The 15,961-nt window shown below is 71.3% G+C and carries 11 protein-coding genes; 4 read left to right on the top strand and 7 right to left on the bottom strand.

All coding sequences use genetic code 11. The features are described 5' to 3' along the window. Nucleotides 1-85 precede the first annotated feature (85 nt). Complete coding sequence (locus ACYUD3_RS07310) at nucleotides 86-3,817, top strand: WD40 repeat domain-containing protein (RefSeq protein WP_470965489.1); 3,732 nt, start codon at nucleotides 86-88, stop codon at nucleotides 3,815-3,817. On the opposite strand, the gene ACYUD3_RS07305 is transcribed toward ACYUD3_RS07310, so the two are convergent. The 5 genes from ACYUD3_RS07305 to ACYUD3_RS07285 all read right to left on the bottom strand — a co-directional run bounded on the left by ACYUD3_RS07305 (nucleotide 3,795) and on the right by ACYUD3_RS07285 (nucleotide 6,461). Further along, nucleotides 3,795-4,421 carry a hypothetical protein gene (locus ACYUD3_RS07305; RefSeq protein WP_470965486.1) on the bottom strand — a complete coding sequence of 209 codons (627 nt, stop codon included), beginning with the start codon at nucleotides 4,419-4,421 and terminating at the stop codon, nucleotides 3,795-3,797. The genes ACYUD3_RS07310 and ACYUD3_RS07305 overlap by 23 nt on opposite strands. Before the next feature lie 102 nt (nucleotides 4,422-4,523). After that, entirely contained in the window at nucleotides 4,524-5,174 is a 651-nt protein-coding gene (locus tag ACYUD3_RS07300) for a hypothetical protein (protein WP_470965483.1), read from the bottom strand. A gap of 70 nt (nucleotides 5,175-5,244) precedes the next feature. Continuing rightward, complete coding sequence (locus ACYUD3_RS07295; RefSeq protein WP_470965480.1) at nucleotides 5,245-5,649, bottom strand: hypothetical protein; 405 nt, start codon at nucleotides 5,647-5,649, stop codon at nucleotides 5,245-5,247. A 153-nt stretch (nucleotides 5,650-5,802) separates the two neighbouring features. Further along, a complete protein-coding gene (locus ACYUD3_RS07290) occupies nucleotides 5,803-6,234 on the bottom strand; it encodes a hypothetical protein (protein ID WP_470965478.1) in 432 nt (143 codons plus the stop codon). Continuing rightward, complete coding sequence (locus tag ACYUD3_RS07285; protein ID WP_470965474.1) at nucleotides 6,231-6,461, bottom strand: RNA polymerase sigma factor; 231 nt, start codon at nucleotides 6,459-6,461, stop codon at nucleotides 6,231-6,233. Before ACYUD3_RS07285 ends, ACYUD3_RS07290 begins: the two co-directional genes overlap by 4 nt. A 250-nt stretch (nucleotides 6,462-6,711) precedes the next feature. On the opposite strand from ACYUD3_RS07285, the gene ACYUD3_RS07280 reads away from it, so the two are divergent. Together ACYUD3_RS07280 and ACYUD3_RS07275 are read left to right on the top strand one after the other, a co-directional pair. After that, entirely contained in the window at nucleotides 6,712-12,807 is a 6,096-nt protein-coding gene (locus tag ACYUD3_RS07280) for a beta strand repeat-containing protein (RefSeq protein WP_470965471.1), read from the top strand. Nucleotides 12,808-13,003: 196 nt separating this feature from the next. After that, a complete protein-coding gene (locus ACYUD3_RS07275; protein ID WP_470965468.1) occupies nucleotides 13,004-13,588 on the top strand; it encodes a TerD family protein in 585 nt (194 codons plus the stop codon). Between the two features lie 17 nt (nucleotides 13,589-13,605). Here the strand turns inward: ACYUD3_RS07275 and ACYUD3_RS07270 are convergent, their stop codons facing one another. Continuing rightward, on the bottom strand, nucleotides 13,606-13,872 hold the full coding sequence (locus ACYUD3_RS07270; RefSeq protein ID WP_470965465.1) for a GlsB/YeaQ/YmgE family stress response membrane protein: 267 nt from the start codon (nucleotides 13,870-13,872) through the stop codon (nucleotides 13,606-13,608). Nucleotides 13,873-14,018: 146 nt separating this feature from the next. Beyond that, a complete protein-coding gene (locus tag ACYUD3_RS07265) occupies nucleotides 14,019-15,539 on the bottom strand; it encodes an LCP family protein (protein WP_470965462.1) in 1,521 nt (506 codons plus the stop codon). 114 nt (nucleotides 15,540-15,653) lie between these two features. Between ACYUD3_RS07265 and tatA the strand changes: the two genes are divergently transcribed. Then, entirely contained in the window at nucleotides 15,654-15,947 is a 294-nt protein-coding gene (tatA, locus tag ACYUD3_RS07260) for a Sec-independent protein translocase subunit TatA (RefSeq protein WP_470965459.1), read from the top strand. Nucleotides 15,948-15,961: the final 14 nt, after the last annotated feature.

The following is a 15,961-nucleotide window of genomic DNA, read 5'->3' as shown; positions in this document are numbered from 1 at the left end:
GCAACCCCCCGACACCACCCCCTCAGTATGGTCATCGTTCAAATGCCAGGAATGTCATGAGCGCGGTCGTGCGAAGGCGAGTGTCATGGGGCGTCCCGAAAGACCGGTGGATCCGCAGGCCGGGCCCGTGCAGCGGCTCGCGTGTGAGTTGCGGGCGTTGCGCCGGGCGGCGGGGAGTCCCTCGTACCGGGTGATGGCGCGGGTGGCGGGGTGTTCGGCGACCGCGTTGTCGCTCGCCGCCGCCGGGGAGCGGCTGCCCTCGCTGGCTGTCGTCCAGGGGTATGTGCGGGCCTGCGGCGGGGACCCGGGCGAGTGGGAGGTGCGGTGGAAGGCCGCCGAGGCGGACCGGGCGCCGGCGCAGGACGCCGAGGACGCGCCCTACCGCGGCCTCGCCCGGTTCGAACCCGGCGACCGGCACCTGTTCTTCGGCCGCGACCGCATGGTCGCCGAGCTGGGGCACCTGGTGTGCGAGCACCGGTTCGCGGTGCTGTTCGGCGCCTCGGGGAGCGGGAAGTCGTCCTTGCTGCGGGCCGGGCTGCTGCCCCGGCTGCGGGAGGAGATCGCGGCGCGCGGGATCCCGGCGGCGCTGCGCATCCTGGCCCCGGGGGCGACCCCGGCCACGACGTACGGGCATCTGCTGAGCCCGGGCGCGGACGGGCCGGAGGGGTGGGTGGTGGTGGACCAGTTCGAGGAGGTCTTCACCCTCTGCCACGATCCGCAGGAACGTTCCCGCTTCGTCGATCTGCTGCTCGCCGCCCGCGCCCCGGACAGCCGGCTGCGCGTCCTGGTCGCCGTACGCGCCGACTTCTACGCCCGCTGCGCCGAGCACCCCGGTTTCGCGCAGGCGCTGTGCGGGGCCGGGCTGCTGCTCGGGCCGATGACGGCGGAGGAGCTGCGGGAGGCGGTGACCGGGCCGGCGCGGGCGGCCGGGGTGCGGGTGGAGCGGACGCTGACCGCCCGGCTGCTGGAGGAGGTCCGGGGCGAACCCGGCCTGCTGCCCCTGCTCTCGCACGTCCTGCTGGAGACCTGGCGCCGCCGCAAGGGCCGGATGCTCACCCTCGCCGGGTACGAGGCGGCCGGCGGGGTGCGCGGCGCGATCGCGACGACCGCCGAGGAGGTGTACGGCGGACTCTCCCCGGCCCAGGCGGACGCCGCCCGGCGGCTGCTGCTGCGGATGATCGAGCCCGGCCTGGGCACCCCCGACACCCGGCGCCCCCTCTCCCGCCCCGACCTGGAGGAATGGGCGGACGCGGACGCGCGGGCGGTCCTCGAACGGCTGACCCGGGCCCGGCTGCTGACGGCCGGCGAGGACGGCGTCCAGCTCGCCCACGAGGCCCTGATCACCCACTGGCCCCGGCTGCACGGCTGGATCGAGGAGAGCCGCGAACAGCTGCGCCACCACCGCACGCTCGGCGCCGCCGCCCGCACCTGGCGCGAGCACGACCGCGACCCCGGCGACCTCTACCGGGGCATCCGGCTGGACCGCGCGCAGGAGCTCTTCCCGGACCACGACAGGAACACGGAACTGTCGGCGACGGAACGGGCCTTCCTGACCGCCGCGTTCACCGCCCGCGCGACCGAACGCCGGGCCGCCGCCAGGACCGTACGCAGGCACCGCCTCCTGACCGTGTCGCTGACCGCCGTGCTGGCCGTGGCGCTGATGACGGCCGTCAGCGTCCGGCACCTGGACGAGGACAACGAGCGGCGCGACACCCACGAAGCGGCCCGCAGGGTCGCCGACGTCGCCGACGCGCTGCGCACCACCGACCCCCGCACCGCGCTGCTGCTGGGCGTCGCCGCCTGGCGCATCGCCGAGCTGCCCGAGACCCGCCGCGCCCTGCTGGGCTCCCTCACCCAGCCGGAGACGAGCACCTTCACCGACCCCGCGTCCGGCTACCCCATCCGGCGCTCCTTCGCCGACTCGGGCCACACGCTGCTCAGCACCTCCGACGGCACCTGGCGCACCTGGCAGGTGACCACCGCCCGCCGCACCGGCTCGGGCCGGCTGCCGGACGGCACGGTCGTCGAGGCGGCCCCCGACGCCCGGGTCCTCGTGATCAGCGACGACCACGGAACACGGCTGTGGGACACGGCCACCGGCCGCTGGACCGGCCCGGCCGCGCCGCTGCCCCCGGACACCGAGGTCCGCTTCACCGCCGACGCCCGCGCCTTCCTGGCCACCGACGGCACCCGGATGCGGCTGCGCTCGGTCGCCGACGGCCGCGTCCTGTTCCAGGCCCCGGCGCCCGGTACGCCGCTCACGGCGCTGAGCGCGGACGGGCGGCGGGCGGCCGTCTGCCCGGACGCGGGCGCCCCGCAGCTGTGGGACACCGCCGCCGGCCGCGCCCTGCCCGGCGACTGGCGCAAGGACCGCCTGTGCGCCGAGGAGTCGACCGTCTTCGGCCTCGCCGCCGGCCGGCTGGCCGCCGCCACCGCCGACGGCGTCCGCGTCTGGGACACCGCGACGGGCCACCAGATCGCGGACCTCGACGACACCCAGACCCACTACGCCTCCTTCAGCCCGGACGGCGCCTTCCTCGCGACGGCCGGCGCCGGTGAGATCCGCGTATGGCGGCTGTCCGCCCCGGACGCGCCCGTCTTCCGCCACTCCCTGAACAACCAGCGCCTCTACGACGGCCTCGCCTGGGACCCCGACGGCCGCACCCTGCGCTACCTGGAGGGCGGCACCGTCCACTGCCTCGACCTCGGCCCGGCGGTCACCCCCGCCTGGCGCCCGGCCCCGCTGGACGGCGTGGACCTCAGCCCCGACGGCCGCACGTACGCCACCGCCGAACGCACCGGCGACCGCTACCTCTTCCAGCTGCGCGCCACCGCCGACGGCCGCCTGCTGAGCACGCCGCCCCCGGCCGACGTACCGGTCTCCCGCAACCCGTTCCTCCCCGTCCGCCCTCAAGACACCTTCCCCCTGCTGACGTTCAGCCCCGACGGCACGGCGTTCGGGTACGGCGTCTCCGCGCCGGGACAGGAGGCGGTCGGCCAGCCCTTCACCGTCTGGGACACCGCCCGCCGCCGCACCCGCGCACACCTCGACCTGCTCGGCGACCCGGTGCTGAACACCGCCCTGGGCCCCGCCGGACGCACCCTGCACACCGCCCGCACGCTCCTGTCCGGCGGCGATCTGTACGACGAGGTGTGGGACACGGCGGCCGGGCGCAGGACCTCGGTGCTGTCCGGGCTGAACAGCACCCACCTCGCCGTGCGCCCCGACGGCCGGCTCCTCGTCGGCGACGGGCGGCTCGCCGCGCTGCCCTCCGGCGCGGTCTCGGGCCGCGACCTCGTCCAGGGCGAGCAGATCGGCGCGGCGGACTTCTCCGCCGACGGCTCGCTGCTCGCGGTCGGCGACCAGACGGGCCGGGTCGCCCTGTGGGACGGGGGCGTCGGCCGGCGCGCGGGCGTGCTGCGCAACGTCTTCCCCTCGCCGCTCGGGGACACCCCGGAGGCGGTGAGCGCGGTGGCGGTGAGCCCGGACGGGCGGACGCTGGCGGTGGGCGGGGACGCGGGGAGCGTGCAGCTGTGGGACGTGGCGACCCGGCAGCCGCTCGGTACGCCGCTGATCACGCCCGGGGACGGGATCGAGTCGCTGGCGTTCTCTCCCGACGGGACGGCGTTGTACGCGGGGAGCCGGCATGTTCCGCTTCAGCGGTACACCGTCGATCCGGGGCAGGCGGTGCAGCAGGTCTGTGACCGGGTGGCCGCGGATCTGTCGCGGGAGCTGTGGCGGACGTATGTGCCGGGGGCGGGGTATCGGCGGGTCTGTGGGGGCGGCGGGGGGCTCAGTCAGGGAGGCGGGGGGTGATCCGGCGGGCCAGGGGCGCCAGTTGGTCGTCGCCCTCTGTTTTGCCGCTTGTGTCGGCGAGGGTGAGGACCCAGGTCCTGGACGCCGTGTGCCACACCACGTAGGTGAGGGCCTGCGGCGGGTTCACCACCTGGGCGGTCTCGCGGAAGGCGCCCCGGCCGAGCCCGGCGACCTCGGTGACCTTCACCTCGCGCAGGCCCGCCGACGCCGGGTCGCCGGCCAGGCTGCGGGCGGCGGCTACCTCGGCGTCGTAGCCGCGGGCGGAGGGGGTGAGGGTCAGCATGGCGGTGCCGTCGCCGGAGATGTAGCCGCACGAGTCGGGGGCCGTGCCCTTGGCGGGGGCGACGCGGGGGGCCTGCTTCGGGGCGGTCAGGAGCCGCGCGGCGGTGGAGCGGTCGAGGGCGGTGCACAGGGCGGAGGGGGGCAGGGTTTTGGGGGAGGAGCTGACGGCGGGGGCGGGCTGGGCCTGCGTGGGGGTGGGGGAGGCGCTGGCGGCGGAGGGGTGGGCGCCGCCTGAGGTGCACGCGGTCAGCAGGGCGCACAGGGCGCCGAGGACGGCGGCGGTCGCGGGGCGGGCGGGGCGCGGGTGACGGCGGGGGTTCATGAACGGGTTCCCTTGAGTGAGGCTGGGCAGGGGCCTGGCCCCCGTGGCATGGGGGGCCGCGGGGGCCAGGCCGGTACGCGGCGTCAGCCGGTCACCTGGGCGTCAGCTCCAGACGTTGTACGTGCCGTAGTCGTTGACCTTGAGGTTGGTCTGCCACCTGCCGAACTGGTAGTTGCCGTCCCACCAGTACCGCTCGTCGCCCCGGCCGCAGCTGGAGTGGTCGGTGCGGAAGGCGCCGACGAAGGTGCCCTGCGTCCAGCGGCGCTCCACCACCTGGATGGGCTGGCCGTACTGACCCGGGCTCAGGTTCGTGGTGAAGGTGAACGAGGTGGTCGTCGACCCGCTGCGCCCGTACGACGGGGTGATGCTGCCGAGCACCTGGTTCAGGTACGGGATGGGGTTGCTGATGCTCAAGCCGACCGACCACTGCCAGCCCGTCGTCTTCTGCTGGCCCCAGGCGTAGGAGCAGCTCGGGACGTTCGTGGGGCAGCGGAACGTCGGGCCGCGCCACACCCAGTCCTGGTAGGTGTTGGCGGCCTGGGTCTGCGACTTCGCCCAGGTGGTGTCGCCCTTGCGCATGTCGTAGCCGTCGGGCTTCCAGCACCAGGTGTCCGCGGAGGCCGAGCCCGGCGAGGCCAGCAGGACCAGCGGGGCGAGGCCCAGGCTCAGCACCGGCGTCAGCCAGCGGCGGAAGTTCTTCTTCTTGTTCACGGTGGTCTCAGCCGCGGGGGCTGCCGTGGGGAGAGGGCGCATGGCGTTGATTCCTTGTGGGGAGTTGGGTCAACGAGGGGGAGCCGTCAGGCGCGCGAGCGGTGCGCTGCGGTCATCGCCGGTAGGCGACGAGCATGTGGTACTGGTCCTGGGTGTCGCTCCAGTCGCCCCACCACTGGTCGTTCCTGGTCGACCCCTCGCAGTTGCGGCCGCGGTAGGCCGTCAGCGAGACCTTGTCGCTGTTGGAGTACCAGACGCTCGTCCAGTAGCTCGTCTGGCGGGGCTGGCTGCCGGTCAGACACCGGTTCCACGTGTGGCCGTTGGGCTGCGTGACGTTGATCCGCCAGCTGTACGCGTCCACGCTCTGGTTGACGATCTTCACGCAGGCGTTGAAGACGGGGGCGTTGCAGGTCGGGGTCGCGGCGCTGGCCGTACCGGTGGCCAGGGTCAGCGACCCTCCCGCGATGGCGGCGGTGGCCAGGGCGCCGGCGAGTCTCTTACGGAGTGAACGGGACATGGCCCCGCTCCTTTCAGTCCGGTCGGGTTCAGGCACAACCGAATCTCCGGGCCGCGGGGGTTGATCAGTAAGTCGGATCCAGGGGGTAATCAATCCCTGGGCGGGGGCGGGGCGTTCCGGGGCCGGGGACGTGAGAACGCCCTCCGTTCGTCTTCAGCGCGTCAGCCGCAGCGCCCTGAGTACGTCCGTGCTCAGGGCGACGCCGTTGGCGCTGGCGGCGACCGTGCGGTCGCCCGCGGGGGGCGTGCCCTTGGCTGTGGCCAGGACCTGGGCGGTGGCGACGGTCTCGGTGAGACCGCCGGCCGTCTCCTCGCGCCCGGCGCCCAGGCGCGCGCGGACGATGAGCACGGAGGCGTTCTCCAGCTCGGCGGCCGTCGCGACCACCGCGGCGGCCGTGCAGGCGACGGCGGCCACGAGGATCGCGCGCCGGGCCGGCCGCCGTGCCGGTGCCGGCTGCCGCGCCGCCGCGGGTCCGACCAGCCCGGCGAGTTCCTCCCGGGCCCGTGCCGACAGGCCGCCCGCTGTCGTGTCCGGTACCGGATCGGCTTGCCGGACAAGGGACTTCACATGGATTTTGCCGATCATGCCGACTCCTCGGGTGAGAGGGACACGGGTGAGGTGTAGACGTCCCGGAATGCCTCACGGGCGCGGTGCGGCCGGACCCACACCGCCGGACCACCGCATCCGAGCACCTTGGCGGTCTCGGCCGTGCTCAGCCCGTCCCAGTAGCGCAGGAGCAGGACGTCCCGGTGCCGTTCCGGGATCCGGTCGAGGGTTTCGAGAACGAGGGAATCCTCCTCGGACGCGGGCACCCCGTTCAGTTCGCCGGTGATACGCCGGTGCAGCTCGGTCAGCCGGGTCGCCGCGCCCCGGTCGCTCGCGGTCTGAATTGAGATGCCGCACCGCCCTCGCGACCAGGGCCGATAAGTACTTTAATCTCTACGGTTCATGCAGGTCAGAGGTGCTGACGAGGCGTCAGGGCTGGTCCCTACGGGGGAACTTCCGCAGTACTTCATTGTGTCTGTCTGCTTTATTACGTCCCGGTATTCATAAATATCGCTCGTGATCGGAGTCGACCGAAGCAGACCTGCCGTCCCCTTGTCCGTCCTGGCCGTCCTCGCCGTACTGCTCTCCCTGGTGTCCCCGATGTGGGACATGACACCGGCGGCGGCCGTGCCGGCGGGGTCGGAGTACCCCGCCAGCTGGTCCGTCAACGGCAGCACCGCGACGGGTACGACACCGAGCGGGGTCGTGGTGACCGCCACCCTCTCGGGGGCGGCGTCGATGAGCCAGCCGGGAGACGTGATCTACAGCGGCGGCCGGCCCTCCTATCTGCCGAACACGTCCAGCGCGGCCCTGCGGTACGGGGCGCAGAACTGCACCAACACCGCGGTGAACGGCTGCGGTTCGATCACCTACACCTTCTCGCGGCCGGTGAAGACCCCGATCGTCTATGTCGGTGACTTCGGCGCGGCGGGGACCACCGGTTCCCCCGTCTTCGGGTACCACGACCACCCGATGACGCTCTCGTCCGGCACCTTCAGCCTGGACTCCCCCGGTTCGCAGAGCCCGCGCATGGGGATCTGGAACAGCGGCCGTACGGTCGGCATCGTCAACGCGAACCAGTACAACGGCACTTCCGCCGTCGACACCACCAGCTGTAGCGCCTTCGGCTGCGGCGCCTACGACGTCAACACGGCGACGGCGTCGATCACCAGCCTGACCCTGAACTTCGGCTACGAGGGCAGCGGCACCACGCTGGACTACTGGGGAATGATCCTCGGCATCACCCCGGCCAGGACCTCCCTCTCCCTCACCAAGTCCGCCTCCCCGAGCCGGATCTCCAAGGCGGGCGACACCGTCACCTACTCCTACCAGGTGACGAACACCGGAGAGGTGACGGTCACCGACCCCACCATCAACGAGTCCTCCTTCTCCGGCACCGGCAGCAAGCCCTCCGCCTCCTGCCCCGGCAGCATCGACCCCGGCGCCTCGGTGACCTGCACGGTCACCTACACCGCGACCCAGGCCGACATCGACGCCGGGCAGATCACCAATACGGCGACGGCGACGGCGACCCCGCCGAGCGGCATGTCCGCCCCGACGTCGAACTCCTCGACCGCGACCGTGACGGCGACCCAGTCCCCGGCGCTGACCGTCAACAAGACGGTCGCCGAGACCGGTGACCTGAACGCGGGCCAGACCCTGCACTACTCCTTCGCCGTCAACAACACCGGCAACGTCACCCTCTACCCGGTCCAGATCAACGAGACGGCGTTCACCGGCAGCGGCGGCACCCCGTCCGTCTCCTGCCCGGGCTACGCGCTCTCCCCCGGCACCTCGCTGACCTGCACGGCGACCTACACGGTCACCCAGGCCGACGTCGACAACGGGAGGATCTCCAACACGGCGACGGCGACCGGCACCCCGCCGAACGGCAGCGCGGTGACCTCCTCGCCCTCCACAGCCGTCGTCCCGTTCACCGCGAAACCCGCGCTGACGGTGACGAAGACGGCCGACAAGACGAGCCCGGCCGTCGGTGACACGGTGACGTACACCTTCAGGGTGACCAACACCGGCAACGTCACGATGAGGAACATCGCCGTCCAGGAGACGAACTTCTCCGGCAGCGGCGGCACCCCGTCCGTGTCCTGCCCGAGCACCTCCCTCGCCCCGGGCACCTCCCTGACCTGCACGGCGACCTACAAGGTCACGCAGGCCGACATGGACGCCGGGAAACTCGCCAACACCGCGACGGCGAGCGGCGTCCCCCCGAACTCGACCACCCCGGTCACCTCGCCGCCGAGCGCGACGACCACGGTGACGCCCGCCCAGAAACCCGCGCTGACGGTCACGAAGACCGCCGACCGCACGGACCTGGTGGCCGGCCAGACGGTCACCTACACCTACAAGGCCACCAACACCGGCAACGTCACCCTCACGGGCGTCACGGTCAAGGAGACCGGCTTCAGCGGCACCGGCACCGCCCCCGCCGTGTCCTGCCCGAGCGGCGCACTGGCCCCGGGCGCCTCGGTGACGTGCGCGGCGACGTACACGGTCACGCAGGCCGACGTGGACGCCGGGAAACTCACCAACTCCGGTACGGCGACCGGCGTCCCGCCGGGTACGACCACCCCGATCAGCTCGCCGCCGAGCCCGACGAACACCGTCACCGGCACGCAGCGACCCGCGCTGACGGTCGCCAAGTCGGCAGACAGGACCGACCTGACCGCAGGGCAGACGGTCACCTTCTCCTACAAGGTCAGCAATACCGGCAACGTCACCCTCTCCCCCGTGAAGATCAACGAGACGGCGTTCTCCGGCACCGGCACCGCCCCCACCCCGAGCTGCCCCAACGTCGCGCTCGCGCCCGGCACTTCGCTGACCTGCACGGCGACCTACACGGTCACGCAGGCGGACGTCGACGCCGGGAAGCTCTCCAACTCCGCGACGGCGACCGGCACCCCGCCGAACAACGGCACCCCGGTCACCTCGACGCCCAACACGACCACGGTCACCGGCACGCAGCGGCCCGCGCTGACCGTCGTCAAGTCCGCCGACAAGACCACCCTCGTCCTCGGCGACACCGTCACCTACACGTTCAAGGTGACGAACACCGGCAACGTCACCATGAGCAACATCTCCGCGAAGGACACCGACTTCACGGGTACGGGCACGGCACCCACCCCGGCCTGCCCCAGCACCTCCCTGGCCCCCGGCGCCTCGCTGACCTGCACGGCCACCTACAAGGTGACCCAGGACGACGTGGACGCGGGCACCCTCTCCAACTCCGCGACCACGACCGGCACCCCGCCGAACTCGACGACCCCGATCACCCCGTCGACCCCCTCGACGACCACGATCCCCGGCACCCGCACCCCGGCCATGAAGGTCGAGAAGACGGCGGACCGCACGGACCTGGTGGCCGGGCAGACGGTGACGTACTCCTTCAAGGTCACCAACACGGGCAACGTGACGCTGAAGAACGTGGCGGTCCAGGAGGGCTCCTTCAGCGGCTCCGGCAAGATGTCCGCGATCAGCTGCCCCAGTACGATGCTGGCCCCGGGCGCGGCGCTGACGTGCACGGCGACGTACGTCGTCACCCAGGCCGACGTCGACGCGGGCAAGCTCACCAACACCGCGACCGCGACCGGCGTCCCGCCGGGCACGACCACCCCGATCAGCGCCCCGCCGACCCCGACCAACACGGTCACCGGCACCCAGAAGCCGGCCCTGTCGGTCACGAAGGCCGCCGACAAGACCAAGGTCGCCGTCGGGGACGTCGTCACCTACTCGTTCGTGGTGACGAACACCGGCAACGTCACGATGAAGGACGTGAGCGTCCAGGAGGGCGACTTCAGCGGCTCGGGGAAGATGTCCGCGATCACCTGCCCGGGCGGCTCCCTGACCCCCGGCACCTCGGTGACCTGCACCTCGACGTACACGATCACGCAGGCCGACGTCGACGCCGGCAAGGTCACCAACTCCGCGACCACCACGGCGACTCCGCCGAACTCGACGACCCCGATCACCTCGCCGCCGGGTACGACCACGGTGACGGTGGACCAGAAGCCGTCGGTGAAGGTGGAGAAGTCGGCGGACCGGACCGACCTGGTCGTCGGGCAGACGGTGACGTACTCCTTCAAGGTCACCAACACGGGCAACGTCACGCTGAAGAACGTGGCGGTCCAGGAAGGCGACTTCAGCGGCAGCGGGACTCTCTCCGCGATCACCTGCCCCAGCACGACCCTGGCGCCCGCCGCCTCGGTGACGTGCACGGCGACGTACGTCGTCACGCAGGCGGACGTCGACGCGGGCAAGCTGACGAACACCGCGACCGCGACCGGCGTGCCCCCGAACACCGACACCCCGGTCACCTCCCCGCCGACCCCGACCAGCACGGTCACCGGTACGCAGACGCCGGGCCTGAAGGTCGAGAAGTCCGTGGACAAGACCGACCTGGTGCTGGCCGACACGGTGACCTACTCCTTCAAGATCACCAACACCGGGAACGTCACGATGACGGACGTCGGCGCGAAGGAGGGCGACTTCAGCGGGACCGGCAGGATGTCCGCGATCAGCTGCCCCGACGCGGCGAAGTCGCTCGCGCCCGGCGCCTCGGTGACGTGCACGGCGACCTACACCGTCACGCAGGCCGACGTCGACGCGGGCAAGCTCACCAACTCCGCGACCCCGACCGGCACTCCGCCGAACACCACCACCCCGCAGGACTTCCCGCCGGGTACGACGCAGCTGACGGGGACCCAGAAGCCGGGGCTCACGGTGGAGAAGTCGGCCGACAGGACGGACCTCGTCGCCGGGCAGACGGTGACGTACTCCTTCAAGGCGACCAACACCGGCAATGTGACGCTGAAGAACGTGAGCGTCCAGGAGGGCACCTTCTCCGGCACCGGCACGATGTCCGCGATCAGCTGCCCCAGCGGGCCGCTCGCGCCGGGTGCCTCGGTGACGTGCACGGCGACTTACGTCGTCACCCAGGCCGACGTCGACGCCGGGAAGCTGACCAACACGGCGACCGGGACCGGGGTTCCGCCGGGTACGGACACCCCGATCACGTCCCCGCCGACCCCGACGAACACCGTCACCGGTACCCAGACCCCGGGTCTGAAGGTGACGAAGACCGCCGACAAGACGGACCTCGTCGCCGGGGACACCATGACCTACACCTTCGTGGCGACCAACACCGGGAACGTGACGCTGAAGAACGTCAGTGTCCAGGAGGGCGACTTCAGCGGGACCGGCAAGATGTCGGCGATCGTCTGCACGGACGAGGCCGCCTCCCTCGCGCCGGGAGCGTCGGTGACGTGCACGGCGACGTACACCGTCACGCAGGCCGACGTCGACGCGGGCAAGCTCACCAACACCGCGACCGGGACCGGGGTTCCGCCGGGCACGGACACCCCGATCACGTCCCCGCCGACCCCGACGAACACCATCACCGGCACCCAGACCCCGGGCCTGAAGGTCGAGAAGACGGCCGACCGGAACGACCTCGTCGCCGGGCAGACGATCACCTTCTCGTTCAAGGCCACCAACACCGGCAACGTCACCCTCACCGACATCACCGTCCACGAGGGCGACTTCAACGGCACCGGCACCCTCTCGCCGCCCAGCTGCCCCAGCACCACGCTCGCGCCGGAAGCGTCGGTGACGTGTACGGCGACGTACACGGTCACCCAGGCAGACGTCGACGCCGGGCAGCTCTCCAACTCCGCGACCGTCACCGGGCAGCCCCCGCTGGGCGGTGACCCGATCACCTCCCCGCCGGGCACGACCAAGGTCCCGACCGACCCCAAGCCGGCGCTGACGGTCGTGAAGTCGGCCGACAAGAACGAGCTGGTGCTCGGCGAGACGGTCACCTACTCGTTCGTCGTCACCAACACCGGCAACGTCACGATGACCGATGTGGCCGTCCACGAGGGCGACTTCACCGGGGCGGGCACGCTCTCCGACGTCTCGTGCCCGGACGCGGTCAAGTCGATCGCGCCCGGTGCCTCGGTGACCTGTACGGCGACGTACACGGTCGTCCAGGCGGACGTCGACGCGGGGACGCTCTCCAACTCCGCGACCGTGACCGGGGTTCCGCCGACCGGGACCGGCACCAGCACCCCGATCACCTCGCCGCCCGGCAAGACCACCCTCCCCTCGCAGCGCAAGCCGGCGCTGAAGGTCGAGAAGACGGCGAGCCCGGACCGGGCGGTGAAGACGGGCGAGACGATCACCTACTCGTTCCTGCTCATCAACACCGGCAACGTCACACTCCTCGACGCGAAGCCGGTCGAGACCGAGTTCTCGGGTACGGGCAAGGTCTCCGCGATCGACTGCCCTGAGGGCGCGGCCAAGTTGCTGCCCGGTCAGCGGGTCAGCTGCACGGCCACCTATCAGGTGACCGAGGCCGACGCGAAGTCCGGGAGCCTCAGCAATGCGGCGACGGGGACGGCGAAGGTGCCGGGGGACGGGCCGCCGCCGGTTCCCACGACCTCGAAGGTGACGGTCACGACCGAGCCGCCGCCGAGCCCCGAACTGCCGGACACCGGAGATGAGTTCAACCCGATGCTGATCGGGCTGACGGTGTCGCTGCTGGCGGCGGGTGGCGGACTGCTCCTCGCGGCGCGGCAGAGGAGGCGCCGGAGGTAGTCGCCGGCTGATCGGACAGGGCCCGGTGTTTCACGTGAAACACCGGGCCCTGTTTCATGTGAAACGAGCCTCGGCGGGCCTCCTGTTTCACGTGAAACATGCCTCCCTGCGCACCCCTCGTTTCACGTGAAACATCCCCAACTTTCTACAGTGTTGTAGATTTCAGAGAGCCATCAGCGACGAAAGCGAGCGCCTCATGTCGGTCAACCTCAGCAAGGGTCAGCAGGTCAGCCTCAGCAAGAACGACGGGAGCGCGCTGACGGCCGTACGGATGGGGCTGGGCTGGCGGGCCGCTCAACGGAAGGGATTTCTCGCGAAGTTGGCGGGGCCCAAGGAGATCGACCTCGACGCGTCGGCGCTGCTGTTCGCCGGGGGCCAGCTCGCGGACGTCGTCTTCTTCCAGCATCTGACCAGCGACGACGGGTCGGTCCGGCACCTCGGGGACAACCTCGTCGGGGGCAGCGGCGGCGGGAGTGACGACGAGGTCGTGATCGTGGACCTCGCCCGGGTGCCGGTGCACGTCGATCAGATCGTGTTCACCGTCAACTCGTTCACCGGGCAGACCTTCTCGGAGGTCGAGGACGCGTTCTGCCGGGTCGTCGACGAGTCCAACGGGCAGGAGCTGGCCCGGTACACGCTCAGCGGGGGCGGGAACTACACCGCGCAGGTGATGGCGAAGCTGTACCGGACCGGTGGGGGCTGGCAGGTGCAGGCGATCGGGGAGCCGGCGACGGGGCGGACGTTCCAGGATCTGCTGCCGGCGATCTCCACGCACCTCTGACAGGTCTGCCGGCTCTGTCAGTCCCGTGAGTTGCCGAACAGGATCCGGTAGCCGATCAGCAGGACCAGTGACCCCGCGATCGCCGCGCCCCAGGTGTAGAGGTCGAAGAACTGGTTCTGCACCGGGCGGTCGAGGAAGCGGGACGACAGCCAGCCGCCGATGAAGGAGCCCGCGATGCCGATGAGGGTGGTGCCGATGAGGCCGCCCGGGTCGCGGCCGGGGAGCAGGATCTTGGCGATCGCTCCAGCGAACAGGCCGAGGATGATCCAGCCGATGATGCCCACGGTATGACCTCCTACGGTCAGGTCGGGTGTTGACGGTTGCTCTGTTGCGCAATTCCCAAGGCGCCTCTCCAAACTAAGGAAGCCCTGGCCCGCCTGGCCAGGGCTTCCTCATGTCTGTCACGGACTTGGGACATCAACTCCGCACTTCAGCCCCCGTAGGACAGGTTCGAGCACAGGTCGTCGTCAGCCGAGCGGGCCTCGGAGGCGACGGAGGTGGGCACGGAGGTCGGCGCGGGGCTGGCGGCGGCCGAGGAGGACGTGTACGACGCTCCCAGCACGACGTTCACGGACGTCCCCGAGATCTCCGCCAGCTCGGCGCCGGGGAACAGCTTGGCCACCGTCTCCGCCTTGGCGCGCAGGCCGGTGCCGTACTGGACGATCGTCGTGGCGTGGTCGCGGCTGCCCGCGTTGGCGGTGCCGGTGACCGTGAAGCCGTGCGAGGTCAGGTCGGCGGCGGCCTGTCCCGCGAGCCCTTCCGTCGTCGTCCCGTTGTAGACCCCGACCGGGATGCCCGCGCCGGAGACGGCGGCCGGGGTGGCGGCGGGGGTGGCCGTCTTCTTGCTGGTGCCGCTCGCGTCCTGGCCGTCCAGGGTGCGGTCGTCCTTGAGGGCCGCCCACAGGGCCGAGGCGTCGGGTTCGACGACGGCGACGCGGGCGCCCTCGTACCGCCAGGGGACGGTGATGAACTTGGTGTTGTGCAGGTCGATGTCCTTCATGGACATCGCGAAGGAGATCAGCTTCTCGGCCGAGCCGAGGCCGGGGTCGACGGTCATCGACTTGGTGGCCGCCTCGGCGAGCGGGAGGAGTTTCGTCGGGGTCAGCCCGTCGCTCTTGATCTTCTTCAGCAGGCTGGAGACGAAGGCCTGCTGCCGCTTGATACGGCCTATGTCGGAGCCGTCGCCGATGCCGTGCCGGATGCGGACGTAGTCCAGGGCCTTCTCGCCGGCGACGGTCTGCTCGCCCTTCTTGAAGAGCAGGTCGCCTCGCGTGGCCCGGTTGGGGTTGAGGTCCTTCTGATAGATGTCGTTGGGGAGGCAGACGTCGACGCCCCCGACGACGTCCGTGAGCGCCGCGAAGCCCTTGAAGTCGACGACGACCGTGTGGTCGACCCGCAGCCCGGTCAGCTTCTCGACGGTGTTCTGCGTGCAGGCCGGATTGCCCTTCGCCGTCTGGCCCACCGAGAACGCCGAGTTGAACATGGTGTTGTTCTGCTCCTGCGTCCACGTGCCGTCCGGGAGTTTGCAGGCGGGGATGGTGACCAGGGTGTCGCGGGGGATGGAGACAGCGATCGCGTGCTGGTGGTCGGCGTAGACGTGCAGCAGGAAGGCGGTGTCGGAGCGGCCGACGTCGTCCTTGTTGCCGCCGCCGAGCGCCGCGTTGCCGTCCGTGCGCGCGTCCGACCCTATGACCAGGACGTTCTCGCCCTTCGAGGTGTCCGCAGGGCGGTCCTTGGAGAGTCCGCCGCCGTCGAAGGTGTCGATGTTGCCGTTCAGCTTGAGGTAGATCCAGCCCAGTCCCGCCGTGCCGAGCACGGCGACGGCGAGGCCGATCAGCAGGACGGTACGGAGGGGGCCACGCTGCTGTTTCTTACGGCTCCCGCCCTTCCGCGGGGGCGGTTCCGCGCGCCTGCGGCGACGGGAGGGCGCGGTCTCGGTGGTGGTCGTCATCCTGCGCCCATCCCTCCCAAGGTTGTATGGTTGCGCAATGTAGCAAGGAATTTTGATGCTGGAGAACGCTGGGGAACAGCGCTCGGGCAGACCCTGGAGACGAGGTGAAGTCGGATGCTCCGCAACGGACTTGAGCCCTGGCATCTGCTGATCGTGGCGATCGTGATCATCGTGCTGTTCGGCTCGAAGAAGCTGCCCGAGGCGGCGCGGGGGCTCGGCAAGTCGATGCGGATCCTGAAGAGCGAGGCGAAGGCGATGAAGGAGGACGGCGCCGCCGAGGCTCCGGTCTCCTCCGAAGGCGCCTCCTCCGGGGCGGCGGGGGCCGCCGCGCCGCGCGTCATCCAGTCCGCGCCCGGCGAGACGGCCACCGCCCGTCCGACGGCCACGGACTCCAAGCCGGCCGCGTAAGCCCCGCGCCGGGA

It is taken from the genome of Streptomyces sp. AMJ-169 (genome assembly GCF_055597585.1).
This window is presented reverse-complemented; position numbering and strand designations above follow the sequence as displayed.

What these genes read in the sequence shown, in the direction of transcription:
- ACYUD3_RS07290 (WP_470965478.1), bottom strand. Translation starts at nt 6,234, where the DNA reads ATGATCGGCAAAATCCATGTGAAGTCCCTTGTCCGGCAAGCCGATCCG.
- ACYUD3_RS07275 (WP_470965468.1), top strand. Translation starts at nt 13,004, where the DNA reads ATGTCGGTCAACCTCAGCAAGGGTCAGCAGGTCAGCCTCAGCAAGAAC.
- ACYUD3_RS07305 (WP_470965486.1), bottom strand. Translation starts at nt 4,421, where the DNA reads ATGAACCCCCGCCGTCACCCGCGCCCCGCCCGCCCCGCGACCGCCGCC.
- ACYUD3_RS07265 (WP_470965462.1), bottom strand. Translation starts at nt 15,539, where the DNA reads ATGACGACCACCACCGAGACCGCGCCCTCCCGTCGCCGCAGGCGCGCG.
- ACYUD3_RS07295 (WP_470965480.1), bottom strand. Translation starts at nt 5,649, where the DNA reads ATGTCCCGTTCACTCCGTAAGAGACTCGCCGGCGCCCTGGCCACCGCC.
- ACYUD3_RS07300 (WP_470965483.1), bottom strand. Translation starts at nt 5,174, where the DNA reads ATGCGCCCTCTCCCCACGGCAGCCCCCGCGGCTGAGACCACCGTGAAC.
- ACYUD3_RS07310 (WP_470965489.1), top strand. Translation starts at nt 86, where the DNA reads ATGGGGCGTCCCGAAAGACCGGTGGATCCGCAGGCCGGGCCCGTGCAG.
- tatA (WP_470965459.1), top strand. Translation starts at nt 15,654, where the DNA reads ATGCTCCGCAACGGACTTGAGCCCTGGCATCTGCTGATCGTGGCGATC.